This window comes from Streptomyces sp. NPDC002730, from assembly GCF_042888805.1.
Classification (GTDB): Bacteria; Actinomycetota; Actinomycetes; order Streptomycetales; family Streptomycetaceae; genus Streptomyces.
Map to the genome: position 1 here is coordinate 38,517 of NZ_JBIAQG010000014.1, position 21,626 is coordinate 60,142.

22 protein-coding genes are annotated in these 21,626 nt (G+C 70.6%); 8 read left to right on the top strand and 14 right to left on the bottom strand.

The window, feature by feature from the left end; all coding sequences use genetic code 11:
• Positions 1-83: 83 nt before the first annotated feature.
• The 10 genes from ACFYXH_RS31625 to ACFYXH_RS31670 all read right to left on the bottom strand — a co-directional run bounded on the left by ACFYXH_RS31625 (position 84) and on the right by ACFYXH_RS31670 (position 9,665).
• Entirely contained in the window at positions 84-1,424 is a 1,341-nt protein-coding gene (locus tag ACFYXH_RS31625) for a sulfate adenylyltransferase subunit 1 (RefSeq protein WP_389570146.1), read from the bottom strand.
• Between the two features lie 2 nt (positions 1,425-1,426).
• Positions 1,427-2,362 carry a sulfate adenylyltransferase subunit CysD gene (cysD, locus tag ACFYXH_RS31630; protein WP_389570148.1) on the bottom strand — a complete coding sequence of 312 codons (936 nt, stop codon included), beginning with the start codon at positions 2,360-2,362 and terminating at the stop codon, positions 1,427-1,429.
• On the bottom strand, positions 2,359-2,916 hold the full coding sequence (gene cysC / locus ACFYXH_RS31635) for an adenylyl-sulfate kinase (RefSeq protein ID WP_389570151.1): 558 nt from the start codon (positions 2,914-2,916) through the stop codon (positions 2,359-2,361). The genes cysD and cysC overlap by 4 nt, the downstream gene beginning before the upstream one ends.
• Positions 2,913-3,614: a phosphoadenylyl-sulfate reductase gene (locus tag ACFYXH_RS31640; RefSeq protein WP_389570153.1), complete on the bottom strand. Its 702-nt coding sequence runs from the start codon at positions 3,612-3,614 to the stop codon at positions 2,913-2,915. The genes cysC and ACFYXH_RS31640 overlap by 4 nt, the downstream gene beginning before the upstream one ends.
• Positions 3,611-3,790 (bottom strand): hypothetical protein, encoded by a 180-nt coding sequence (locus ACFYXH_RS31645; protein ID WP_389570155.1) that lies wholly within the window; start codon positions 3,788-3,790, stop codon positions 3,611-3,613. Before ACFYXH_RS31645 ends, ACFYXH_RS31640 begins: the two co-directional genes overlap by 4 nt.
• The gene (locus ACFYXH_RS31650) at positions 3,787-5,484 is read right to left on the bottom strand and encodes a nitrite/sulfite reductase (protein ID WP_389570158.1); all 1,698 of its coding nucleotides are present in this window, start codon (positions 5,482-5,484) and stop codon (positions 3,787-3,789) included. The genes ACFYXH_RS31645 and ACFYXH_RS31650 overlap by 4 nt, the downstream gene beginning before the upstream one ends.
• A gap of 117 nt (positions 5,485-5,601) precedes the next feature.
• A complete protein-coding gene (locus ACFYXH_RS31655; protein ID WP_351448512.1) occupies positions 5,602-5,685 on the bottom strand; it encodes a putative leader peptide in 84 nt (27 codons plus the stop codon).
• 96 nt (positions 5,686-5,781) lie between these two features.
• On the bottom strand, positions 5,782-6,348 hold the full coding sequence (locus ACFYXH_RS31660; protein ID WP_389570160.1) for a GNAT family N-acetyltransferase: 567 nt from the start codon (positions 6,346-6,348) through the stop codon (positions 5,782-5,784).
• A gap of 129 nt (positions 6,349-6,477) precedes the next feature.
• A complete protein-coding gene (locus ACFYXH_RS31665; protein ID WP_389570770.1) occupies positions 6,478-7,722 on the bottom strand; it encodes a GAF domain-containing protein in 1,245 nt (414 codons plus the stop codon).
• 308 nt (positions 7,723-8,030) lie between these two features.
• Positions 8,031-9,665 carry an acyl-CoA dehydrogenase family protein gene (locus tag ACFYXH_RS31670; RefSeq protein ID WP_389570164.1) on the bottom strand — a complete coding sequence of 545 codons (1,635 nt, stop codon included), beginning with the start codon at positions 9,663-9,665 and terminating at the stop codon, positions 8,031-8,033.
• A gap of 17 nt (positions 9,666-9,682) precedes the next feature.
• On the opposite strand from ACFYXH_RS31670, the gene ACFYXH_RS31675 reads away from it, so the two are divergent.
• Positions 9,683-10,864 carry a YihY/virulence factor BrkB family protein gene (locus ACFYXH_RS31675; protein ID WP_389570167.1) on the top strand — a complete coding sequence of 394 codons (1,182 nt, stop codon included), beginning with the start codon at positions 9,683-9,685 and terminating at the stop codon, positions 10,862-10,864.
• A 135-nt stretch (positions 10,865-10,999) separates the two neighbouring features.
• On the top strand, positions 11,000-11,737 hold the full coding sequence (locus tag ACFYXH_RS31680; RefSeq protein WP_389570169.1) for a DUF6597 domain-containing transcriptional factor: 738 nt from the start codon (positions 11,000-11,002) through the stop codon (positions 11,735-11,737).
• On the opposite strand, the gene ACFYXH_RS31685 is transcribed toward ACFYXH_RS31680, so the two are convergent.
• A complete protein-coding gene (locus ACFYXH_RS31685; RefSeq protein WP_389570172.1) occupies positions 11,677-12,072 on the bottom strand; it encodes a VOC family protein in 396 nt (131 codons plus the stop codon). The two genes, ACFYXH_RS31680 and ACFYXH_RS31685, sit on opposite strands and share 61 nt — an antisense overlap.
• Positions 12,073-12,216: 144 nt before the next feature.
• On the opposite strand from ACFYXH_RS31685, the gene ACFYXH_RS31690 reads away from it, so the two are divergent.
• The 3 genes from ACFYXH_RS31690 to ACFYXH_RS31700 all read left to right on the top strand — a co-directional run bounded on the left by ACFYXH_RS31690 (position 12,217) and on the right by ACFYXH_RS31700 (position 15,114).
• Positions 12,217-12,987, top strand: coding sequence for a response regulator transcription factor (locus tag ACFYXH_RS31690; RefSeq protein ID WP_389570175.1), 771 nt, complete (start codon positions 12,217-12,219; stop codon positions 12,985-12,987).
• 5 nt (positions 12,988-12,992) lie between these two features.
• Positions 12,993-14,114 (top strand): sensor histidine kinase, encoded by a 1,122-nt coding sequence (locus tag ACFYXH_RS31695; protein ID WP_389570178.1) that lies wholly within the window; start codon positions 12,993-12,995, stop codon positions 14,112-14,114.
• 112 nt (positions 14,115-14,226) lie between these two features.
• A complete protein-coding gene (locus ACFYXH_RS31700) occupies positions 14,227-15,114 on the top strand; it encodes an ABC transporter substrate-binding protein (protein WP_389570181.1) in 888 nt (295 codons plus the stop codon).
• 102 nt (positions 15,115-15,216) lie between these two features.
• Here ACFYXH_RS31700 and ACFYXH_RS31705 read toward each other — a convergent pair whose 3' ends face one another.
• Both ACFYXH_RS31705 and ACFYXH_RS31710 read right to left on the bottom strand, forming a co-directional pair.
• Entirely contained in the window at positions 15,217-15,990 is a 774-nt protein-coding gene (locus ACFYXH_RS31705) for a CbtA family protein (RefSeq protein WP_389570184.1), read from the bottom strand.
• A gap of 21 nt (positions 15,991-16,011) precedes the next feature.
• Positions 16,012-16,224: a CbtB-domain containing protein gene (locus tag ACFYXH_RS31710; protein ID WP_327326740.1), complete on the bottom strand. Its 213-nt coding sequence runs from the start codon at positions 16,222-16,224 to the stop codon at positions 16,012-16,014.
• A 262-nt stretch (positions 16,225-16,486) separates the two neighbouring features.
• Here ACFYXH_RS31710 and ACFYXH_RS31715 point away from each other — a divergent pair, with 262 nt between their 5' ends.
• From ACFYXH_RS31715 to ACFYXH_RS31725, 3 genes are all read left to right on the top strand, one after another.
• The gene (locus tag ACFYXH_RS31715) at positions 16,487-17,062 is read left to right on the top strand and encodes a histidine phosphatase family protein (protein WP_389570188.1); all 576 of its coding nucleotides are present in this window, start codon (positions 16,487-16,489) and stop codon (positions 17,060-17,062) included.
• A 151-nt stretch (positions 17,063-17,213) separates the two neighbouring features.
• Complete coding sequence (locus tag ACFYXH_RS31720; protein ID WP_389570191.1) at positions 17,214-17,804, top strand: hypothetical protein; 591 nt, start codon at positions 17,214-17,216, stop codon at positions 17,802-17,804.
• A gap of 69 nt (positions 17,805-17,873) precedes the next feature.
• Positions 17,874-18,605 (top strand): DUF1775 domain-containing protein, encoded by a 732-nt coding sequence (locus tag ACFYXH_RS31725; protein ID WP_389570194.1) that lies wholly within the window; start codon positions 17,874-17,876, stop codon positions 18,603-18,605.
• 81 nt (positions 18,606-18,686) lie between these two features.
• Here the strand turns inward: ACFYXH_RS31725 and ACFYXH_RS31730 are convergent, their stop codons facing one another.
• Positions 18,687-21,389 (bottom strand): SpoIIE family protein phosphatase, encoded by a 2,703-nt coding sequence (locus tag ACFYXH_RS31730; RefSeq protein ID WP_389570197.1) that lies wholly within the window; start codon positions 21,387-21,389, stop codon positions 18,687-18,689.
• Positions 21,390-21,626: the final 237 nt, after the last annotated feature.

Genomic DNA, 21,626 nt, shown 5'->3' on the forward strand with positions numbered 1-21,626 from the left:
CACCCCGCCCGTTCCCGCGCCGAGGTTGCCGCTGCCGACGCGGCCGCCCTCCTTCGCGAACGTCGCGTAGAAGTCGGTGGTCATCAGAAGTCCCACCCCGCGTCGTCGGCCTCGTGCACGACCTCGGCGCTGGTGGCGAAGGAGTCGCCCGCCATGCCGGCCGCCAGGGTGGTGCCGTCCGCGGGGTCGATCAGCAGGAACGACCCGGTGCGGCGGGAGTGCGCGTACGAGTCGAGCGCGAGCGGCTCGGCGGTACGGACCTTGACCTGGCCGATGTCGTTGGCGACCAGCTGACCGGGGTTCGGGTGCTGCGAGAGGTCGTCGAGGGTCAGCCGCGACGGGATCTCCTTGACGATCGCCTTGACCGTGCGGGTGGTGTGCTTGAGCAGCACCCGATGGCCGACGGTGAGCGGCTGGTCCGCGACATGGCAGACCGTCGCCTCGATGTCCTGCGTGGTCGCGGGCGCGTCGCCGCTCGGCACGATCAGATCGCCGCGCGAAATGTCGATGTCGTCCTCGAGGAGAAGAGTGATGGACTGCGGGGTCCAGGCGATGTCCACCGATTCGCCGAGCAGATCGATCCCGGCGATCTTCGAGGTGCGGCCCGCCGGCAGAACGGTCACCTGCTCGCCGACCCGGAAGGTGCCGGCGGCGATCTGGCCCGCGTAGCCCCGGTAGTCGGGGTGCTCGGCGGTCTGCGGACGGATCACGTACTGCACCGGCAGCCGCGCGTGGCAGCCGGTCAGATCGTGGCTGACCGGGACCGTCTCCAGGTGCTCCAGGACGGTCGGACCGCCGTACCAGTCCATGTTGGCGCTGGGCTCCACCACATTGTCGCCGGCGAGCGCGGAGATCGGGATCGCGGTGATCTCCGGAACGCCGAGCGACGCCGCGTAGGAGGTGAACTCCTCCGCGATCGCAGCGAAGACGGGCTCGGCGTAGTCGACGAGGTCCATCTTGTTCACGGCGAGAACCACATGCGGGACGCGCAGCAGGGCTGCGACCGCGGCATGGCGGCGGGTCTGCTCGACGACGCCGTTGCGCGCGTCGACCAGCACGACCGCGAGCTCGGCCGTGGACGCGCCGGTGACCATGTTCCGGGTGTACTGCACATGCCCGGGGGTGTCGGCGAGGATGAACCGCCTGCGCGGGGTGGCGAAGTAGCGGTACGCGACATCGATGGTGATGCCCTGCTCCCGCTCGGCCCGCAGACCGTCGGTGAGCAGCGCCAGGTCCGGTGTCTCCTGACCGCGTGAGCGCGAGGCGTGCTCGACGGCCTCCAACTGGTCGGTGAGAACCGACTTGGAGTCGTGCAGCAGCCGCCCCACCAGGGTCGACTTGCCGTCGTCGACGGACCCGGCGGTGGCGAAGCGCAGCAGGGTGGTGGCTGAGATCCCGGAGAGCTGCCCGGTCGTGGTGGTCATGGTTAGAAGTACCCCTCGCGCTTGCGGTCTTCCATCGCGGCCTCGGACATCTTGTCGTCGGCGCGGGTCGCGCCCCGCTCGGTGAGCCGGGATGCGGCGATCTCGGTGATCACGGCGTCCAGCGTGGTGGCGTCGGAGTCGACGGCCCCGGTGCAGGACATGTCGCCGACGGTGCGGTAGCGGACGAGACGCGTCTCGACGCTCTCGCTCTCCTTGGGGCCGCCCCACTCACCGGCGGTCAGCCACATGCCGGAGCGCTTGAAGACCTCGCGCTCGTGCGCGAAGTAGATCTCGGGCAGCTCGATCCTCTCGCGCTCGATGTACTGCCAGACGTCCAGCTCGGTCCAGTTGGAGAGCGGGAACACCCGGACATGCTCGCCCGGCGCGTGGCGGCCGTTGTAGAGCTGCCACAGCTCGGGCCGCTGCCGGCGCGGGTCCCACTGCGAGAACTCGTCGCGCAGCGAGAACACCCGCTCCTTCGCGCGCGCCTTCTCCTCGTCCCGGCGGCCGCCGCCGAACACCGCGTCGAAGCGGTGCTGCTGGATGGCCTCGGTCAGCGGGACGGTCTGCAGCGGGTTACGGGTGCCGTCGGGGCGCTCGCGCAGCTTCCCGGCGTCGATGTACTCCTGTACGGAGGCGACATGAAGCCGCAGCCCGTGCTGGGCGACGGTGCGGTCGCGGTACTCGAGAACCTCGGGGAAGTTGTGCCCGGTGTCCACGTGCAGCAGGGTGAACGGCACCGGCGCCGGCGCGAACGCCTTGAGCGCCAGATGCAGCATGACGATCGAGTCCTTGCCGCCGGAGAAGAGGATCACCGGTCGCTCGAACTCGCCCGCCACCTCGCGGAAGATGTGCACCGCCTCGGACTCCAGGGCGTCCAGGTGCGACAGGGCGTACGGGCTGTCGGTGCCTTCGTGAACAGTGGCGGCCGTCGTCATGCCAGACCCCTCTCGGTGAGCAGCGCGTGAAGCGCCGCTGCGGACTCCTGCACGGTCTGCTGGTGCGACTCGATCCGCAGATCCGGGGTCTGCGGCTCCTCGTACGGGTCGTCGACACCGGTCAGGCCGCTGATCTCACCGGCGGCCTGCTTGGCGTAGAGGCCCTTCACGTCGCGTACGGAGCAGACCTCCACCGGAGTGGCGACATGCACCTCGACGTACGGCGTGCCCTCGGTGGCGTGGCGCTTGCGGACGGCCTCGCGGCTGTCCTCGTACGGGGCGATCACCGGCACGAGCGCCTTGATGCCGTTGGACGCCAGCAGTTCGGCGACGAAGCCGATCCGCTGGACGTTGGTGTGGCGGTCCTCGCGGCTGAAGCCGAGGCCCGCGGAGAGGAACTCGCGGATCTCGTCGCCGTCGAGCACCTCGGTCCGGTGGCCCTCGGCGCGCAGCCGCGCGGCCAGCTCGTAGGCGATGGTGGTCTTGCCGGCGCTCGGCAGCCCGGTGAGCCAGATGGTGGCCCCAGTCACGTTCTTGTCTCCCAGAATCGTCATCCGTGCAGCCCGCATTCGGTCTTGCCACGCCCGGCCCAGCGCCCGGCCCTCGCGTCCTCGCCCTCCAGCACCCGGCGGGTGCAGGGCGCGCAGCCCACGGAGGCGTAACCGTCCATCAGCAGCGGGTTGGTGAGGACGCCGTGCTCGGCGACGTACGTGTCCACGTCGTCCTGCGTCCAGCGGGCGATCGGCGAGATCTTGACCTTCTGCCGCTTCTCGTCCCAGCCGACGACCGGGGTGTTCGTCCGGGTCGGGGACTCGTCGCGGCGCAGACCCGTCGCCCAGGCGTCGTACGCGGTCAGTCCCTCTTCGAGGGGCTTGACCTTGCGCAGCGCGCAGCACAGGTCGGGGTCGCGGTCGTGCAGCTTCGGGCCGTACTCCGCGTCCTGCTCGGCGACCGACTGACGCGGCGTGAGCGTGATGACGTTGACGTCCATCACGGCCTCGACCGCGTCACGCGTGCCGATGGTCTCGGGGAAGTGGTAGCCGGTGTCGAGGAAGACGACGTCGACGCCCGGAAAGGCACGGGAGGCGATATGGGCCACCACCGCGTCCTCCATCGAGGAGGTGACGCAGAAGCGCGGCCCGAAGGTGTCGGCCGCCCACTTCAGGATGTCCAGGGGCGAGGCCTCTTCCAGGTCCCGCCCGGCCTGCTCGGCGAGCGACTTGAGCTCGTCCTTGGTCTGAACCGCCGTCATATCTCGTTCCTTCCACCGTCGTTGCGCTGAAGTCCACGGGACAGCAGCCCGAGGAACTTCAACTGGAAGGCTCGATTGCAGGCTGCGCATTCCCAGGCGCCGTGGCCCTGCTCGTTCGGACGCAGGTCCTCGTCACCGCAGTACGGGCAGTAGAAGGGCGCGGCACGCTCGCTCATGACAGGGCCTCCTCGGACGCACGCGCGGCCCAGGTCGCGAAGCGCTCGCCGTCCTCGCGCTCCGCCTGGAAGCGCTTGAGGACGCGCTCGACGTAGTCCGGCAGCTCGGCCGACGTGACCTTCAGACCGCGGACCTTGCGGCCGAAGCCCGCCTCGAGGCCCAGCGCGCCGCCCAGGTGCACCTGGAAGCCCTCGACCTGGTTGCCGTCCTTGTCCAGCATCAGCTGGCCCTTGAGACCGATGTCGGCGACCTGGATACGGGCGCAGGCGTTGGGGCAGCCGTTGAGGTTGATGGTGATCGGGTGGTCGAACTCGGGGATGCGGCGCTCGAGTTCGTCGATCAGCGAGGCGCCGCGCGCCTTGGTCTCGACGATCGCCAGCTTGCAGAACTCGATACCCGTGCAGGCCATCGTGCCCCGGCGGAACGGGGAGGCGTTGACCCGCAGGTCCAGCGCCTCGAGACCGGAGACGAGCGACTCGACCTGGTCCTCGGCCACATCGAGCACGATCATCTTCTGCTCGGTGGTGGTACGCAGCCGTCCCGAGCCGTGCGCTTCGGCAAGCTCGGCGATCTTCGTCAGGGTCGCTCCGTCGACACGTCCCACGCGCGGGGCGAAGCCGACGTAGAAGCGGCCGTCCTTCTGCCGGTACACGCCGAGGTGGTCACGCCACGTCTCGGCGGGCTCCTCGGGCGCGGGACCGTCGACAAGCTGGTACTTGAGGTACTCGTCCTCCAGGACCTGGCGGAATTTCTCCGGGCCCCAGTCGGCGACCAGGAACTTCAGCCGGGCGCGAGTGCGCAGCCGGCGGTAGCCGTAGTCACGGAAGATGCTGATGACGCCGCCGTACACGTCCGGCACCTCGTCCAGCGGGACCCAGGCGCCGAGGCGGACTCCGAGCTTGGGGTTGGTGGAGAGCCCGCCGCCGACCCAGAGGTCGAAACCGGGACCGTGCTCGGGGTGGTTGACGCCCACGAAGGCGATGTCGTTGATCTCGTGCGCGACATCGAGCTGCGGGGATCCGGAGATGGCCGTCTTGAACTTGCGCGGCAGGTTCGAGTAGGCGGGGTTGCCGATGAAGCGGCGGTGGATCTCGTCGATGGCGGAGGAGGCGTCGATGATCTCGTTCTCGGCGACGCCCGCCACGGGCGAGCCGAGGATCGTGCGGGGCGTGTCACCGCAGGCCTCGGTCGTGGACAGTCCCACGGCCTCCAGCCGATTCCAGATCTCCGGGACGTCCTCGATCCGGATCCAGTGGTACTGCACGTTCTGCCGGTCGGTGATGTCGGCGGTGCCGCGCGCGAACTCCTGCGAGATCTCGCCGATGACCCGCAACTGCTCGGTGGTCAGCCGGCCGCCGTCGATACGGACGCGCAGCATGAAGTACTTGTCGTCCAGCTCCTCCGGCTCGAGGATCGCGGTCTTGCCGCCGTCGATGCCGGGCTTGCGCTGGGTGTACAGCCCCCACCAGCGCATACGCCCGCGGAGGTCGGCCCCGTCGATCGAGTCGAAGCCGCGGTGGGCATAGATCGTCTCAATGCGTGTCCGCACATTGAGACCGTCGTCGTCCTTCTTCGTCTGCTCATTGGCGTTGAGCGGCGTCATATGGCCAACAGCCCACTGACCCTCGCCGCGGTGACGTCCGGCCTTGCGGTGGGGCGCGGCGGGGGCGGGCTTTTCAGGGGAGGCGGCCATGGCGAATACGTCCTTCGAGACTGCAGGAGGGCGGCTCTGAGCTGCACACTCGCGCGAGGGCGCGACAATGCGCAGGAGGGGAACAGAGAGTGGGGAATGCTCGGCTGTGCTGGTCTTTCAGCAGACCGGACAGATGGCGCTGGACATGCGGCCGAGGTCGACGTGCCGCCGACTCACCAAGGCAATTCCAGCTCGAGACATGACGGAAGCGTGTCACGGCGATCCGATGGCAGTCCACCATCATCCAGAATGTGGACAACACTGTCCCGCATCGCGAGACAGTGTGTTGCCGGTCACTCAGACGCGGGCACCTGGCCAGGGGCCGGGCGCGGCCACCTCGGGCTCTTCCTCCGTCTTGGTGTCGAAGAGAGTGAAGCCGCGCCGCAGATAGTTGTCCATGGCATGCGGGCCGTCCTTGGAGCAGGTGTGCAGCCAGACGCGCTTCGTCGGCGTCAGCCCTGGCCACCGCTCCGCCAGGTCCCAAGCCCTCGCGACACCCCAGGAGAGGAGATGGCCGCCGATCCGCCGGCCCCGGAACGCCGGGATCAGCCCGAAGTAGACGATCTCGACCGAGCCCTCGCCCTGCGCCTCCAGCTCCACATAGCCGGCCGGCGTCCCCTTCTCGTACGCCACCCAGGTCTCGGTGCCCGGCCCGGCGAGCATCTCCTCCCACTGCGCGTACGTCATGCCCAGCCGGTCCGTCCAGCGGATGTCACCGCCGACGGCCGTATACAGAAAGCGGCTGAACTCGGGCGAAGGCGCCTCGGCCCGTACGATCCGCAGATCCCCTTCGGGCGCGGTGGCCGGCCGCAGATCTGCCGGCGAGGTCTGCTCCAGGGACCAGGTGGTCACAGTGATGCTCATGAGCGCCAGGGAACCACGATGTCCTGATCCGGCCAAAGCCGAGTCCTCTCTGAGCCGCCCGCAGCCTCTCTGAGCCACCCGGGGCCGCCTCCGCGCCGAGCTGTCCGCCTTCCGCCCCCAGCCGCTTGGTCAGTCCGGCGGTCGGCGCGCGCTCACCACCGCCGGGGCCGTCGACTGCGGCAGCAGATCGGCCGGATCGTCCGGCTGGACCAGCTCCACCTCGACCTCGTCGACGAAGCGGTACGGGCGGTGCGCCAGCACCTGCGCCAGATGCCGCCGCAGCCGCGACATCTCGGCCCGCACCGTCACCGTGCGCGTCGGGTCCTCGAAGAGCGCCTGCGCCAACTGCGCCGCGGTCCGCCCGTCCCGGTGCAGCGCCAGCATGTACAGCAGCTCGGCATGGCGCGGGCTGAGCTCCTGCGCCCAGCTGCCGGCGGCCCCCGCGACGGTGACCGAAGGCTGCCGTGGCCTGCTCAGATCCAGCACCACCCGGCCCGGCGGCGCCGCGGAGCTCCGCTCGTCGACCCGTATCAGCCAGCCGCCGGGCAGCGGCTCGACCGTGCACATGCCGAGCGAGGGCAGCCAGAGCCGACCGCCCCCGACGGACTTCGGCAGCGAAAGCCGACCGGTGGGCGGCATGCCGGTGACCGCGGCCGGCCAGCCGTTGACGTCCACGGCCAGCGCCCGGCCGGTCAGCCGGGCCAGCAGCGGCGCCGCCACGCTGCGCAGCCGGTCCAGCGCCGCGAAGTGCCGGTTGCGCAGTTCGGCCTCGGCGAGCCGGGCGACCGAGGTGACCAGGGAGAGCGTCGCCGGATGCATGGTGGACAGGGGTCCGCTGATATCGACGACGCCGATCAGCTTGCCGTCGCGCGGATCGGTGACCGGTGCGCCCGCGCAGGTCCAGGTGTGGTGGGTGGAGACGAAGTGCTCGGCGGAGTGCACCTGGACCGGCCGCCGGGAGATCAGCGGAGTGCCGATACCGTTCGTACCGACGAGCCCCTCGCTCCAGTCGGCGCCGAGGACGAAGCCGTGCGAGTCGCCCTTGCGCAGCACGGTCGCCTTGCCCTCGCGCCAGAGCATCCGTCCCTCGGTGTCCGCGACGACCATGATGTGCTCGGCCGCCTCGGCGATCGACACCAGGCCGTCCCGCAGCACCGGCAGCACCTCGCGAAGCGGCGAGGCGAGCCGACGGCGTTCTATCTCCTCCAGCGGCAGCAGCCCGGCCCTGTGGTCCCGGTCGGGATCCATACCGCCGCGCAGCATCCGCTGCCACGACTCGTTGATGTCCGCCCGTGGGCCGACCTGCGAGCGTCGGCCGTTGAGCGTGGCGTCCCGCACGCCCTTCAGTAACCTGGCGGCTTCCGCGGTGTCCATGGCGGCGAGCCTGGCCAGGTCGAGTGATGTGCTCTGCACCGGGGTCCTCCTGGGCGGCGCCGGCGTCCGGATGCGGGGGGCTGGCTCAATCGTGCCCCTTCCGGCGGCAATGCGTGGCGATTTGAGCCACAAGACTGCAACCCCTTGCAACTCTCGCGTACAGGCGTGCACATATATCAGGGTGGTGGAACACCGGTTCGCCGGTCGTCATGCACCGCACTGCCCTGCACTGCGGGGCGCATGACAGCGCGCGGGGTGGTGCCGTGTCGGCGCAGCACCACCCCGACAGCCGTCGGCGGCGCGGGCCCTCAGACCACGGCTCGCGCCCGCTCGACGACCGACGCCAGATCGAGCGTGTGCGGCAGCGTGCCGAAGGCCGTGCCCCAGTCCCCGCCGAGCCGTGAAGCGCAGAACGCGTCCGCCACCTCCGGCGGTGCCCACCGCACCAGCAGCGATCCCTGCAGCACCAGCGCCATCCGCTCCACCAGCCGACGCGCCCGCGCCTCGATCCCGTTCAGATCGGCCAGTTCGGTCAGCAGGTCCTTGATCGCCCCGTCCAGCCGGTGATCGGCGCCGCGCGCCTTGCCGACCTCCTGCAGGAAGGCGTTCAGTGCCTGCGGCTCACGCTGCAGCGCCCGCAGGACATCGAGCGCCTGCACATTGCCCGAGCCCTCCCAGATCGAGTTGAGCGGCGACTCGCGCAGCAGCCGCGGCAGCCCCGACTCCTCTACGTAGCCATTGCCGCCCAGACACTCGAGCGCCTCGGCCACCGTCGGCGTACAGCGCTTGGTCACCCAGTACTTGGCGGCGGGCACCGCGAGCCGCAGGAAGGCCCGCTCATCGTCCGTATCGGCGTCGTACGCGGCGGCGAGCCGCAGCGCCAGTGTCGTCGCGGCCTCCGACTCCAGCGCCAGATCCGCCAGTACGTTGCGCATCAGCGGCTTGTCGATGAGCAGCCCGCCGAACGCGCTGCGGTACGCGGAGTGGTGGATCGCCTGTGCCACCGACTGCCGCATCAGCGCGGCCGACCCGATGACACAGTCGAGCCGGGTCGCCGCCACCATCTCGATGATGGTGCGCACCCCGCGGCCCTCGTCGCCGACCCGGCGCGCCCATGTCCCGTCGAACTCGACCTCGCTCGACGCATTGGACTTATTGCCGAGCTTGTCCTTGAGGCGCTGGATCCGGAACACATTGCGGGTCCCGTCGTCCAGCACCCGGGGCACCAGGAAGCAGGTCAAACCCCCTGCCGCCTGGGCGAGTACCAGAAAACCGTCACACATAGGAGCGGAACAGAACCACTTGTGACCGGTGAGCAGATACTCCCCGTCACCGGCCAGCGGCTCGGCCCTCGTCGTGTTCGCCCTGACGTCGCTGCCCCCCTGCTTCTCGGTCATTCCCATGCCGAACAGGGCCCCGGCCTTCAGTGAGGCGGGCCGCAGCCCCTCCTCGTACACCTGCGAGGTCAGCCGCGGCTCCCACTCCGCGGCCAGCGCCGGGTCCGTACGCAGCGCGGGGACCGTCGCATGCGTCATCGACACCGGACAGCCGTGCCCGGCCTCCGCCTGCGTCCACACCAGGAACCCGGCCGCACGCCGTACATGCCCGGCCGGCCTGCCCCAGGCATTGGTCAGCCCGGCCGACACGGCCTTGCCGAGGAGCCGGTGCCAGGCGGGATGGAAGTCGACCTCGTCGATCCGGTTCCCGTAGCGGTCGTGGGTGCGCAGTTTCGGCGGATTCTCATTGGCCTGCACACCCCACTCCTGGGCCTGCGCGGAGCCTGCGGTGCTGCCGAGTGTCTCGAGCTCCTCCCGGGCCTCGTCGAGGAATTCGGGCGCGACATGCCGTTCCACGCCCTCCGTGAGGGCCTGGTCGGCGCCGAAGACGTCGTACCCGACCAGGGGCGGAGCCTGGTTGGTCACTGTGTGGGTGGTAGCTGCCATGCCGATACGGTAAGGAGGTGCAGGCAGCAAATGAAACACCCGAGCGGCCATCGGGCCGACTCCACCGGGCCCGAGTCCTCTACCGCAACGTCTCCAAGCGGAAGATGGCATGGTTGCTGCTGAAGGACACGGTCAACTCGTGCATCGAGTACCGCATCCTGGGTCTCGCGGCCGAGGCGGCGTTCTTCACGCTGCTGTCCCTGCCGCCGCTGCTGCTCGGTCTGATCGGTCTCCTCGGCTATGTGGACGTGTGGACCAACACCACCACCGTCGCCTCGATCGAGGAAAACATCCTGAGAGCGGCCGGCACGGTGCTCTCCGACCGGGGCGTCAACCAGATCGCCAAGCCCCTGCTGGAGGACGTCACCCAGGGCGGCCGGCCGGACGTCATCTCCATCGGCTTCGCCATCGCGCTCTGGTCCGGTTCGCGGGCGGTCAATGTCTTCATCGACACGATCACCGTGATGTACGGCCTCGACGGTCAGCGCGGCATCGTCGCCACCCGGCTGCTGGCCTTCCTGCTCTACATCGTGGCGCTGCTGATCGGAGCGGTGGTACTGCCGCTGGCGGTGGTCGGCCCCGACCGGGTGGTGGAGTTCATTCCGTGGGGCACGGAAGTCGTCAGCGTCCTGTACTGGCCGGTGGTCAGTCTGCTCTCGATCGCCTTCCTCACCACGCTCTACCACGTGTCCGTCCCGGTGCGCTCGCCGTGGATCGAGGACGTCCCGGGTGCGCTGGTGGCGCTCGGGATGTGGGTGCTGGGCTCATTCCTGCTGCGTATCTACCTCACCAGCACGGTCGAGGGCCCGACGATCTACGGCTCACTCGCCGCGCCCATCGCCGTCCTGCTGTGGATCGGCCTGACCGCCTTCGCGGTCCTGGTGGGCGCGGCGGTCAATGCCGCCATCGACCGCGTCTGGCCGTCGGTCGCCACGGCCGCGGCCCGCGCGGCCAACGAGCGGATGCGTGCGCTCAACGCCGCAGAGCTCCTCGCCCGGGCAGAGGCCGCCCAGGTCTACGGGGAGGGCGAGAGCGAGGACGAGGACGACGGGGCCATGCCATCGGAATTCCCGGAGCGATGGTCGCGGTTCCTGCCGCCGGACGATGTGAAGTCGCGGCTGCACGCGAGTCGGGAGAACGGCCGGGAGAGCCGTGAGAGCAGCCGTGACAAGGAGACCAGGCAGCAGCGGAAACCCTGAGCCGGGCCCCGCTGTCCGTGCGGGTGAATTCCCTGAGCGCGCTCATAACAGCCCCCGACATCAGCGGCGTTGGACCGAGGGGCCGTTCTCTACCGCGCGGGCATCCGCGGGCAGCTGCGGGATAGCCTTGTAAGGGTGTACGAGGAATGGGCGTCGCGGCTCGAAGGAGCCGTCGTCTGGACGCGGGCCATGGACCGGCACGCCGGTGCGGTCCTCCCCGTGCTGCCCGACGGCTGCATGGACCTGCTCTGGTTCGAGGGCCGGCTCCTCGTGGCAGGACCCGACACCCACGCCCACACCCCCAGGAGCGGCCTCGGCACCCGGTACGCGGGGGTGCGCTTCGCGCCCGGGACCGCGCCCGCGATTCTCGGCGTACCGGCGTACGAGCTGCGCGACCGGCGGGTCGAGCTCGCCGATGTGTGGGGCGGGGCCGAGGCGCGCCGGCTCACCGCGCGGATCGACGCGGCCCCGGACCCGGTGGCCGAGCTGGAGGCCGTGGCGCTGCGGCGGGCGGACGGGGCCCTGCCGCCGGACCCGCTGCTGGGCGAGGTGGTGCGCCGGCTGGAGGCGGGCGGCACGGTGGCCGGGGCGGCGTACGCGGTGGGCCTGGGCGCCCGGCAGCTGCACCGGCGTTCGTTGGACGCCTTCGGATACGGGCCCAAGACGCTGGCCCGGGTGCTGCGGCTGCAACGGGCGCTGACGTTCGTACGGGAGGGCGTGCCGTACGCCGAGGCGGCACTCGGCGCGGGCTGCGCCGACCAGGCGCACCTCGCACGAGAGATGCGCGACCTGGCCGGAATCACCCTCGGCGCCTACTCGGCGCTGGCGAACAGCGAGACACCGCAGCCGTCGGGGTCGAGGATCACCGCGTAACGCTGCCCCCAGAAGGCGTTCCAGGGCTTGAGGTGCCCCTGGTATCCCGCCTCGGTCAGCTCGGCGTAGACGGAGTCCACCTCGGCGGGGCTGTCGCAGGCGAAGGCGAGCCCGAGCCGTTCGCCGCCGCCCGGCGGCCGGGTCCACTCGGGGTCGAAGGAACGGATGGTCTCCTCGGTGTCCCACAGCACCCGCAGCCCGCTGGGCAGCGTCACCTCGGCGTGGGGCGCGGTGTCGGCGTCGGCGGGGATGTTCAGGCCGAGCCGGCGGTAGAAGGCGAGAGAGGCGGCCATGTCGGAGGCGACGAGGCCGATCGCGTCGAGTCGTGGAGTCATGACCTCAACGTAGGCAGGCAGGGACCGGGAGTCTTGAACGAATCGGACGTCCCTCCGTCGCGGGACGTCATCGGCGCGGGACGTCATGGTTCCGTAAGGCGCCGCGCGTGATCGACCCGCACTTTCTCGGAGGACACTGACCGTATGCACAACATTCTGGTCGTCGACGACGATCCGACCGTCGCCGAGGTCGTCACCGGCTATCTGGAGCGCGCGGGTTTCACCGTGGACCGGGCCGCCGACGGGCCGCAGGCGCTGCGGCTTGCCGCCGGGCGGCGGCCGGACCTGGTCGTCCTCGATCTGATGCTGCCGGGTATGGACGGGCTGGAGGTGTGCCGCAGGCTACGGGCCGGTGCGCTCGCCGCCGTACCCGTGATCATGCTGACGGCGCGCGGGGACGAGGACGACCGGATCCTGGGGCTCGAGATAGGGGCGGACGACTATGTGACCAAGCCGTTCAGCCCGCGCGAGCTGGTGCTGCGGGTCGAGTCCGTACTCCGCAGAGGGGCAGCGGCGGGGGAGCGGCGGGCCGGGCCGGGGCCGGCGGCCGCGGGCATCGTCCTCGACCCGGCCGCCCGCAGAGCCACCAAGGACGGCCATGAACTGGCCCTGACTCTGAGGGAGTTCGACCTGCTGGCGCATCTGATGCGGCACCCGGGCGAGGCGATCGGCCGGGAGCGGCTGATGCAGGACGTATGGGGCTGGGAGTTCGGCGATCTGTCCACCGTCACGGTCCATGTACGCCGGCTGCGCGGCAAGATCGAGGACGATCCCGCCAGGCCGCGACTGATCCAGACGGTGTGGGGCGTGGGTTACCGCTTCGATGTGCCGGGTGACGGGGACGTACCGCGAGACGTAGCGCGGGACGAGCCGCGGGATCTACCGCCCTCGCAGCTGCCGACGGAAGAGGCCTGATCGTCGTGTGGGACATGCTCCTCATCGCCCTCTTCGCCTTCCTCGGGGCCGCGGCCGTCGGCCTGCTCGGAGCCGTGGCCCTGCGGGCGCTGCGCCACCGGTCCGTCGCAGTCTCCCTCACGATCGTCGCCGCCGTCGCGGTCACCGCGATGCTCGCCGGGACGCTCGCCGTCGCCCAGGCGATGTTCCTGTCCGCGCACGACCTCAGTGTCGTCACCACGGTCGTTGCGATGGCGGCGGTCGTCTCGCTCGCCACCGCGCTGCTGCTCGGCCGCTGGGTCGTCGCCCGCAGCCGCGAACTCGCCCTGGCGGCACGCTCGTTCGGCGACGGTGGCTCCTTCGCCGCACCCGACGGCGCCTCCACCGCGGAACTGGCCGCACTGAGCCGGGAGCTCGCCGCCACCAGCGACCGGCTCGCCGCGTCCCGCGAGCGTGAACGCGCCCTGGAGACCTCCCGCCGCGAGCTCGTCGCCTGGATCTCCCACGACCTGCGCACCCCCCTGGCCGGGCTGCGCGCCATGTCCGAAGCGCTGGAGGACGGCGTCGTACAGGACCCGGAGCGCTACTTCCGCCAGATCCGTACCGAGGTCGACCGGCTCAACTCCATGGTGGGCGATCTCTTCGAGCTCTCCCGCATCCACGCGGGCACGCTGGCCCTCACCCCCACCAGGATGTCGGTGTACGACTTGATCGGCGAGGCGATCGCCGGCGCGGACCCGCTGGCGCGCGAGCACGGCGTACGCCTCGTCGGCGACAGCGTCGAGTCCGTCCCGGTCGAGGTGGACGGCAAGGAGATGACCCGCGTACTGGCGAACCTCCTGGTCAACGCGATCCGCCGGACCCCCGCCGACGGCACGGTCGCCGTCGCTGCCGAACGCCGCGAGGAGTGGGTGGTTCTCTCCGTCACCGATGGCTGCGGCGGCATTCCCGAGGAGGACCTCCCACGCGTCTTCGACACCGGCTGGCGCGGCACTCAGGCCCGTACGCCCCCGGCCGGCGCCGGTCTCGGCCTCGCGATCGTCCGCGGCATCGTCGAGGCGCATGCCGGCCACGCCGACGTACGCAATGTGACGGGCGGCTGCCGCTTCGAGGTGACGCTGCCCGCCGCGGCAGCCCCACTTGGTTGAAACAGCGAGCGTCTGTATGAGTGACCGCGGAGACTGCCGGGCAGTCAAACGTCGATGGCCTTGGGGGGAGGCCTCGCGACCTGTAACCGGCAGAAGGCAGGGGTGGGGACCTATGGCGCGACAGACGGATTGGGAATTCCTGGACGATCGCGGGCGGTCGGCGACGGCGGCGCAAACGCCGTCGAGGCTGGTTGCCTACATCCAGGCCGGAGCGACCCTGTTCGACCACGGCATCCGGCCGGTGGGCCTCTTCGGATCCCACCACGACGGCGAAACCGCCGACCCGGCGAAGGCCGGCACGCTGCCGCTCGAGGACATCGCGTACCTCGGATCGGGCAACCGCGTCGGGGTGGACGCGATCCTCGACGCGGAACCCGACCTGGTGGTCGGCGTCGGCTACGGCTCCGACCAGGTCTACGGCCTGGATCCGGACACGGCGAAGCACATCGAGGAACATGTGCCGGTGGTGGTGTGCGACGTGGGCCAAGGGCGTTCGCTCGCCGATGTACGGGACCGGTTCACGGCGCTCGCCCGGTCGCTCGGAGCCGAGCAGAACCTGTCGGGGGCGGCGGAACTCGACTGCGCGGAAGGCCGACTGCGCACGCTGGCGCCCGACGCCGCTCACTTACGGATCCTGGCCCTGTCGCCCGGCACGCCGGAGAGCGTCCATCTCGCCAGGCCACGCGCGTGGCCGGACCTCAGGGCGCTGGCCGAGTGCGGCATCGGCCTGGTGGAGCCCGAGCGGGGTCCAGGGGCCAACTGGTCCACCGTCGACTGGACGGTGGCCGCGTCACTGGAGCCGGACATTGTGCTGACGGACGTACGCGCCAATGTCCTGCCGGTCGCTGCACTCGAGGGAGTCAAGGCGTGGCAGGCAGGCGCGGGCAGGGCCCGGATCGTGCCGTGGAACCCTGAGGTTCCCTGCAGCCATCTGGCGCACGCGCGCTTCTTCGACGCCGTGGCGGACGCGGTGCAGGCGTCCGCCTCGTCCGGCAGCTGAACGTCGCCTCGTCCGGCCGCCGTGGCAACGCCAGAACCCGCGGCAACGCCAGAACCCGCCGGGGAATCCCCGGCGGGTTCTGATGGCGCTGATACGTCGCGGTCAGCTCGCGGCAGAGGCTGTCCGCGAGGGCGTGCTGCTTCCCGCGGCCGCCGTCCGGTCGGCACTCGGCACCAGGAGGCGCTCCGCGAGGTGACCGAAGACCAGCCCGAACAACGTCCAGAGGGTGACCTGGATGGCGAGCGTGGCCAGTCGGAAGTCCCACACCACCGTGGCCGGGAAGTCCTTGGGCACCTCGTTGAACGAGGGCAGGAAGGCGAAGGCGAGCCCGGCCGCCGCGATGAAGGCGGCCGCGGCGGCGACGGTCGCGTTCCAGTTGCCCAGCCGGGGAGCCATCCGCTTCCCGAGGATCACCGCTGCGACAGCGAGCAGCACGCTGAGCACGATCATCAGGAAGTACACGGTGGTGCGCTTGCCGATCGTTTCGGGGTCACCGACGGCCGGCGGGTTCGGCGGGTACTTGAGAAACGGCACGACGTACACGGCCAGCAGCGCGCCCAGGGAGACCAGGGCGGCCGTGGCGCGCGGGCCGAACCGGCCGATGCGGCCGAGCGCGACACAGAAGGCGAGGGCGGCGATGCCGCCGATCGCGACGCCGAAGACCAGCACACCAGTGGCGAGGCCGGCCGTCGACTGCATGGCACGGCTGACGAGTTCCTCGCCGCCGTGCTCATGGCTGTGCGCTTCCTCGAACGCGATGGCGGAGTCCACAGGGGACTCGCCGAGCAGGTAGGCCACGACGAGGGCGAAGAAGCCTGCGATCAGGCCGGCGAGCATGCCGCGGACGAGCAGAGCTCTGACAGAGATGGAGTTCATGAGTGAGTGTTCCCCTGGTTCTCAGTGGCAGGGGAAGCCGAGCAGGTGGCGTCCGTCGTGGACCCACTCGTGCACGTTCTCGCCGGAGATGAGCGCGGTGGCGCCCTGCTCGGCGCCGACGAAGTAGAGCAGGACGAGCATCAGCACGCCGAAGAAGAGCGCCCACGGGGCGATTGCCTTGAGCGAGATGGGGGTGATGGCCGGTGCGGCGGCGGGTGCAGCGGTCTGTGCCATGACAGAACCTCCTGGGGGAACACGCGTCCCGATCGTGGTGCCTGAGACGAAGGTGCTGGGTCTGACTTCCCGCAGAGGTACGGGTTCACAGTGGCGCGACCGTGCCGGATTCTCACCGGACTTCCGTCACACCGTCGTCATGTCCACGAGACCGTACCGCTTGGCGGCCTGCACCGCTACGGCGCAGGGGCGCATGCCGGGGCGCCTCAACGCCCGTGATGTGCTTGCATCATGGGCCGTCGGGCGGAGAGGAATGTGCGGGATGACGGTACGGGTGATGTTGGTCTCACCGGCGATGAGTGCCGCGCTGCGCGGGGCGCGCTTCGACGGGGACGTACCCCTGGACGAGGCGGGAGTCCGCAGCGCCCGCGCCGCCGCCGGTGCGCTGCCGCGCGCCGGCCGGTGGGTGAGCGGCCCGTCCGCGCGCTGCCGTGAGACGGCCGAGGTGCTGGGTCTGCGGGCCGAGCCCGAACTGCGGCTCGGGGACTGGGACATGGGCCGCTGGCGCGGGCGCACGCTGGAAGAAGTAAGCGTGAGCGAGCCGGAGGCGGTGTCGGCGTGGCTGTCCGATCCCTCGGCCGCTCCGCACGGCGGCGAGTCGCTGCTGGCTCTGTGTGCCCGGGTCGGCGGCTGGCTCGAGTCGCTGTCGGCCGACGGTCGTGTGCTGGCGGTCACCGAGCCCGCGGTGGCGCGTGCGGCGATCGTGCATGCGCTGGCGCTGCCGGCGGAAGCGTTCTGGCGGCTGGACATCGCGCCGCTGACCCTGACCGAGCTCAGCGGACGGGCCGGGCGCTGGAATCTGCGCTGCGGCCGGCCGTTGGCGGCGGACGCGGACTGACCTTCGGCGGTCAGTATGGAGAGATCCGCAGGTTGGGGCACCCGCGGGCCTCCCGGTCGTGAATGATGGGCCCGGCATGCCGCAGACCCTCGGTCCTCCGTCTCGCAGCGCGCCGCGCGCTCGGTGGAGTGTGCGGGGCGCTCGGGCGGGTGTGTTCGCACTGGCGAGCGTGGGCCTGGCCGGCGTCGGACACCATGTGGCGTCCGGAAAACCGGTCGCTTGGCTGCTGCTGTTGGCCACGGCCGGCGCCGCCTTCCTCGGGGCGCTGCCCTGGGCGGGGCGGCGGCGTTCGCTCGCGGTGGTGGTGACCGCGACCTGCGCCGCGCAGCTCGTCCTCCACCAGGTGCTGGCGACGGCCGGGCCCGGCCGGCACGGCACACCGCACGCAGCCGCCCACCCGATGGCGGGTGATCACGTCCTGCATCCGGGCGCGGCCGTGATGCTCCTGGCGCACACGCTGGCCGCCTTGGCCGTGGCGGTGCTGCTGCACCAGACGGACGACCAACTGGCGGCGCTCCCACGGCTCGTGGGTCTTCTCGCCGGCACGGTCCGCGACACCGTGGCGCGGCTGCTCGGCCGGTGGAGTGCGTACATGTTCCGCTGCCCGGACGCCGCTCCAGCCGTCGCCGGATCGCGGCCGCTGCCAGGAGAGCCGGCGTGCGTCGTCCTCGCGCACATCGTGGTACGCCGGGGGCCTCCCGGTCATGGACCGTCGCTGTCACCCTCACCGTCCCGTCCATGACCGACCAGCGGGCCTCTCGCCCTGTCGAGGGCTGCGCTGCCTTCGAGTTTCGAGGAGAAGATCCACACCATGAGTACCTCTCCCATGCCTTCCGCCGTCCGGCGGTCGTTGCTTGTCGCCACCCTGGCCATCGGCACAGTGCTCGCCGTGGCCGGTCCGGCCGCCGCCCACGTTGAAGTGACCGCCTCCGACGACCGGGCCCTGGCGAAGGACGTGACGCTGACGTTCACGTCCGAGGCGGAGTCGGACACTGCGGGCATCGCCAAACTGCAGATCGTCCTGCCCGAAGGCATCGCGCCGGATGCGGTGAAGCTGAAGAAGGCGCCCGACGGCTGGAAGCTCACGCCGGGCGAAGGCGGCTACACCATCGGCGGCAAGGCGCTGGCCACCGGCACGGACGTGGTCCACAGCATCACGGTGACGCAACTGCCGGACGTGAAGTCGCTGGTGTTCAAGACCGTGGAGACGTACGGCGACGGAAAGATCGACCGCTGGATCGAGGTGCCCAAGGGCGCCCAGGAGCCGGAGAATCCGGCGCCGGTGCTCAACCTGAAGCCGGCCGCGCCGGGCTCGACACCGATCAATGCCGGCCCGAGTCCCACTCCCAGCACGGAGCCGAGTAAGACCTCGCCCGCACCGTTGCTCTCACAGCAGCAGCAGCAGCAGCAGTCGGCGGCGAAGAAGAAGGACGACGGCGGAGGCAGCGGGGTTGTCGTCGCGGTCGCCGCCGTCGTGGTGGTGATCGCCGCGGGCGTCGGCCTGTGGTGGTTCAAGCGCCGTCCGGGCGCCGGATCCGCCTGAACCGGAGGTCGGGGGCGACAGGTTGCCGCCCCCGGCCCGGGCGTCCCCGGGCGTTCCGGCAACGGCTGACGCACCGACCGGTCACCGTCCGTCTGTGGGGTCCGGCAACCCGTCGGCCTGCAGTGGCTGTTCCGTCCAGATGACCTTGCCGTCGGCGGTGTACCGCGTGCCCCAGCGCTCCGCGAACTGGGCGACGAGGAACAGCCCCCGGCCTCCCTCGTCCGTGATCGCCGCCTGCTTCAGGTGCGGCGAGGTGTTGCTGTGGTCGGAGACCTCGCAGATCAGGCTGCGGTCGCGGATCAGCCGTACGCGGATCGGGCCGGATGCGTACCGAATGGCATTGGTGACCAGCTCGCTCAGGATCAGCTCGGTGGTGAACGCCTCCTCCGCGAGACCCCACTCCGCCAGCTTGTCGGCCACAGCCGCTCGTACGCGTGACACCTCTGCGGGCTCGGGCGAAACCTCCCAGTCCGCCACTCTTCCGGAGTCCAGCACGCGCGTACGGCCGACGAGCAGTGCCACGTCGTCGCTCGGGCTCTCGGGCAGCAGCGCCTGCAGTGCCGCCTCGCAGGTTTCCTCCGGTGTCCGGGCCGCGTGGTCGGCGAGCGTACGGCGGAGCAGGGCGAGGCCGTCGTCGATGTCCCGGCGCCGGTCCTCGACGAGCCCGTCCGTGTACAGCACCAGGCCGCTGCCTTCGGGCAGCCGGATTTCCAGGGTCTCGAAGGGCAGACCGCCGAGCCCGAGCGGTGGGCCGCCCGGTACGTCGGCGAACTCCGCGCTGCCGTCCGGCCGCAGGAGCAGGGGCTGGAGGTGGCCGGCCCGTGCCATGGTGCAGTGGCCGGAGACCGGGTCGTAGATCGCGTACAGGCAGGTGGCTCCGGTGACGCGCGCCTCGGAGCCGTCGACGGCCTCGTCCTGGTCGATACGGGCGACCAGCTCGTCGATGTGCCACAGGAGCTCGTCGGGCGGCAGGTCCAGGGCGGAGAAGTTGTGGACCGCCGTCCGCAGCCGGCCCATGGTGGCCGCGGCATGCAGCCCATGACCTACGACGTCGCCCACCACGAGCGCCACCCGGGCGCCGGGCAGCGGGATGATGTCGAACCAGTCGCCGCCGACTCCGCCGAGTCCGCCGAGCCCGGCCTGTGCGGGCCGGTACCGGTAGGCGGCGTCGATGGCGTTCTGCTCCGGCAGGCCGCGTGGCAGCAGGCTGCGCTGCAGGGCCACCGCCATGGTGTGCTCGCGCGAGTAGCGCCGGGCGTTGTCGATGCTCACCGCGGCGCGGGCGACCAGCTCCTCGGCGAGCGACAGATCCTCGTCCTCGAACGGCTCGGGCTTCTCCGAGCGCCAGAACATCGCCACGCCCAGAATGACGCCGCGGGCGCGCAGCGGAACCGCGATCATCGAGTGGATTCCGTAGTCGGCGACAAGCTTGCGGGCTCGTTCCGGATCCTGTTCCTGCCAGCCGCCGAAGGCCGCCAGATCCGCCTCCAGGACAGCCTCTCCCGCCCCGATGCCGGAACCCAGCCGGGTGGACGGTACGAAGCGGATCAGCTGGCCGAGCGGGTAGAGCGCCGTGTCGTCCCGGAGGCCCTTGAAAGCCGTACGACGCATCTGCGGGCCGGCTCCTGTCGGCTCCTCGCCGCGCAGCACGTCCTCCACCACATCGACGGTGGCGAAGTCGGCGAAGCGGGCCGCGGCGAACTCCGCCAGTTCCTCGCACGTCCGCACCACGTCGAGCGTGGTGCCGATCTCCGTACCGGCGTCGTACAGGAGCTTCAGGCGCCCCCGCGCCACATCGGCCCTGCCGGAGAGCGCCCGCAGTTCGGTGGTGTCGCGCAGCGTCGCCACGCTGCCGGGCGGCCCGCCGGCCTGGTCCGTCGAGCGCTGGTTGACGGCGAGCAGCCGCTCTCCGACCAGATACACCTCGTCGTTGGCGATCCTGCCCGAGACCAGCAGCCGGGCGGTGAGCGGATCCAGCCCGAGCTCGGTGACCGGGGCCCCTTCCACGTCCGCAGGGAGCTCGAGCAGCCGGCGCGCCTCGTCGTTGGCGAGGAGCAGCCGTCCGTCGCCGCCGACGATGAGCACACCTTCCCGTACGGCATGCAGAACAGCGTCGTGGTGCTCGTACATCCTGGTCATCTCGGCAGGGCCCAGACCGTGGGTCTGGCGCCGCAGCCGTCTGCTGACCAGCGCCGTTCCGCCCGCGGTCACGAGGAGCAGCGCGGCGGCGGCGCCGAACAGGAGAGGGAACTGATTCTGGACGACACCGCTGACATGCGCGATTGTGATCCCGGCCGAAACCAGGCCGACGATCTTGCCATGGGTGTCGGTGACGGGCACCACGGCCTGCACCAGAGGCCCGATGGTTCCGACGATTTTCTCGGTGACGATGCCGCCGTCCAGCGCAGGCTGGAGGTTGCCGACGAATTTCTTTCCGATCCGGTCGGGAAGTGGGTGCGTGTAGCGGATTCCGTCGGTGCTCAGTACGACGATGAAGTCGACGTCGGACTGTCTGCGTGCCTGTTCGGCCAGGGGCTGCAGTATCGCGGTGGGGTGGGGACTGGACAGGGCTGCCACGATGCCGGGTGAATGCGCGAAGGTCTGGGCCACGGCGACGGACCGGTTGCGGGCCTCACGTTCACTGTCGGACCGGGACTGCAGCACGAGCGCCGCCATGGCGGCGGCGACGAGCAACACCACGATCGCCACCTGCAGGAGAAAGACCTGACCTGCGACAGTTCGCATCTTCAGAACCGAGCGCGGGCGGCCGTAGCGTCCGGCCATGTGCTATTTGTACACCTCCGGCATACGCTGGGCGATCCGCATACCGTAGATCGCAGGGGGCGCGTACGCGACGCACTTGCCGTAATCCGCGGCGCGGGGCCGGGTTTGGGACCAGGTGGATCATGGCCGGTACAGGTCGGTCGGGGCGGGGGCGGCGCTGCGTCGGGGGCAGCCTGGGGAGCGTGCCTGCGGGATCCGTACATCACCTCGGCCCGCACCGGCCTCACCCGCCCGCAC

Bases quoted from the DNA above. Each gene is read 5' to 3' on its own strand.
- ACFYXH_RS31625 (WP_389570146.1), bottom strand. From the start codon at position 1,424: ATGACCACCACGACCGGGCAGCTCTCCGGGATCTCAGCCACCACCCTG.
- cysD (WP_389570148.1), bottom strand. From the start codon at position 2,362: ATGACGACGGCCGCCACTGTTCACGAAGGCACCGACAGCCCGTACGCC.
- cysC (WP_389570151.1), bottom strand. From the start codon at position 2,916: ATGACGATTCTGGGAGACAAGAACGTGACTGGGGCCACCATCTGGCTC.
- ACFYXH_RS31640 (WP_389570153.1), bottom strand. From the start codon at position 3,614: ATGACGGCGGTTCAGACCAAGGACGAGCTCAAGTCGCTCGCCGAGCAG.
- ACFYXH_RS31645 (WP_389570155.1), bottom strand. From the start codon at position 3,790: ATGAGCGAGCGTGCCGCGCCCTTCTACTGCCCGTACTGCGGTGACGAG.
- ACFYXH_RS31650 (WP_389570158.1), bottom strand. From the start codon at position 5,484: ATGGCCGCCTCCCCTGAAAAGCCCGCCCCCGCCGCGCCCCACCGCAAG.
- ACFYXH_RS31655 (WP_351448512.1), bottom strand. From the start codon at position 5,685: ATGTCTCGAGCTGGAATTGCCTTGGTGAGTCGGCGGCACGTCGACCTC.
- ACFYXH_RS31660 (WP_389570160.1), bottom strand. From the start codon at position 6,348: ATGAGCATCACTGTGACCACCTGGTCCCTGGAGCAGACCTCGCCGGCA.
- ACFYXH_RS31665 (WP_389570770.1), bottom strand. From the start codon at position 7,722: ATGGACACCGCGGAAGCCGCCAGGTTACTGAAGGGCGTGCGGGACGCC.
- ACFYXH_RS31670 (WP_389570164.1), bottom strand. From the start codon at position 9,665: ATGGCAGCTACCACCCACACAGTGACCAACCAGGCTCCGCCCCTGGTC.
- ACFYXH_RS31685 (WP_389570172.1), bottom strand. From the start codon at position 12,072: ATGACTCCACGACTCGACGCGATCGGCCTCGTCGCCTCCGACATGGCC.
- ACFYXH_RS31690 (WP_389570175.1), top strand. From the start codon at position 12,217: ATGCACAACATTCTGGTCGTCGACGACGATCCGACCGTCGCCGAGGTC.
- ACFYXH_RS31700 (WP_389570181.1), top strand. From the start codon at position 14,227: ATGGCGCGACAGACGGATTGGGAATTCCTGGACGATCGCGGGCGGTCG.
- ACFYXH_RS31705 (WP_389570184.1), bottom strand. From the start codon at position 15,990: ATGAACTCCATCTCTGTCAGAGCTCTGCTCGTCCGCGGCATGCTCGCC.
- ACFYXH_RS31710 (WP_327326740.1), bottom strand. From the start codon at position 16,224: ATGGCACAGACCGCTGCACCCGCCGCCGCACCGGCCATCACCCCCATC.
- ACFYXH_RS31715 (WP_389570188.1), top strand. From the start codon at position 16,487: ATGACGGTACGGGTGATGTTGGTCTCACCGGCGATGAGTGCCGCGCTG.
- ACFYXH_RS31725 (WP_389570194.1), top strand. From the start codon at position 17,874: ATGAGTACCTCTCCCATGCCTTCCGCCGTCCGGCGGTCGTTGCTTGTC.
- ACFYXH_RS31730 (WP_389570197.1), bottom strand. From the start codon at position 21,389: ATGGCCGGACGCTACGGCCGCCCGCGCTCGGTTCTGAAGATGCGAACT.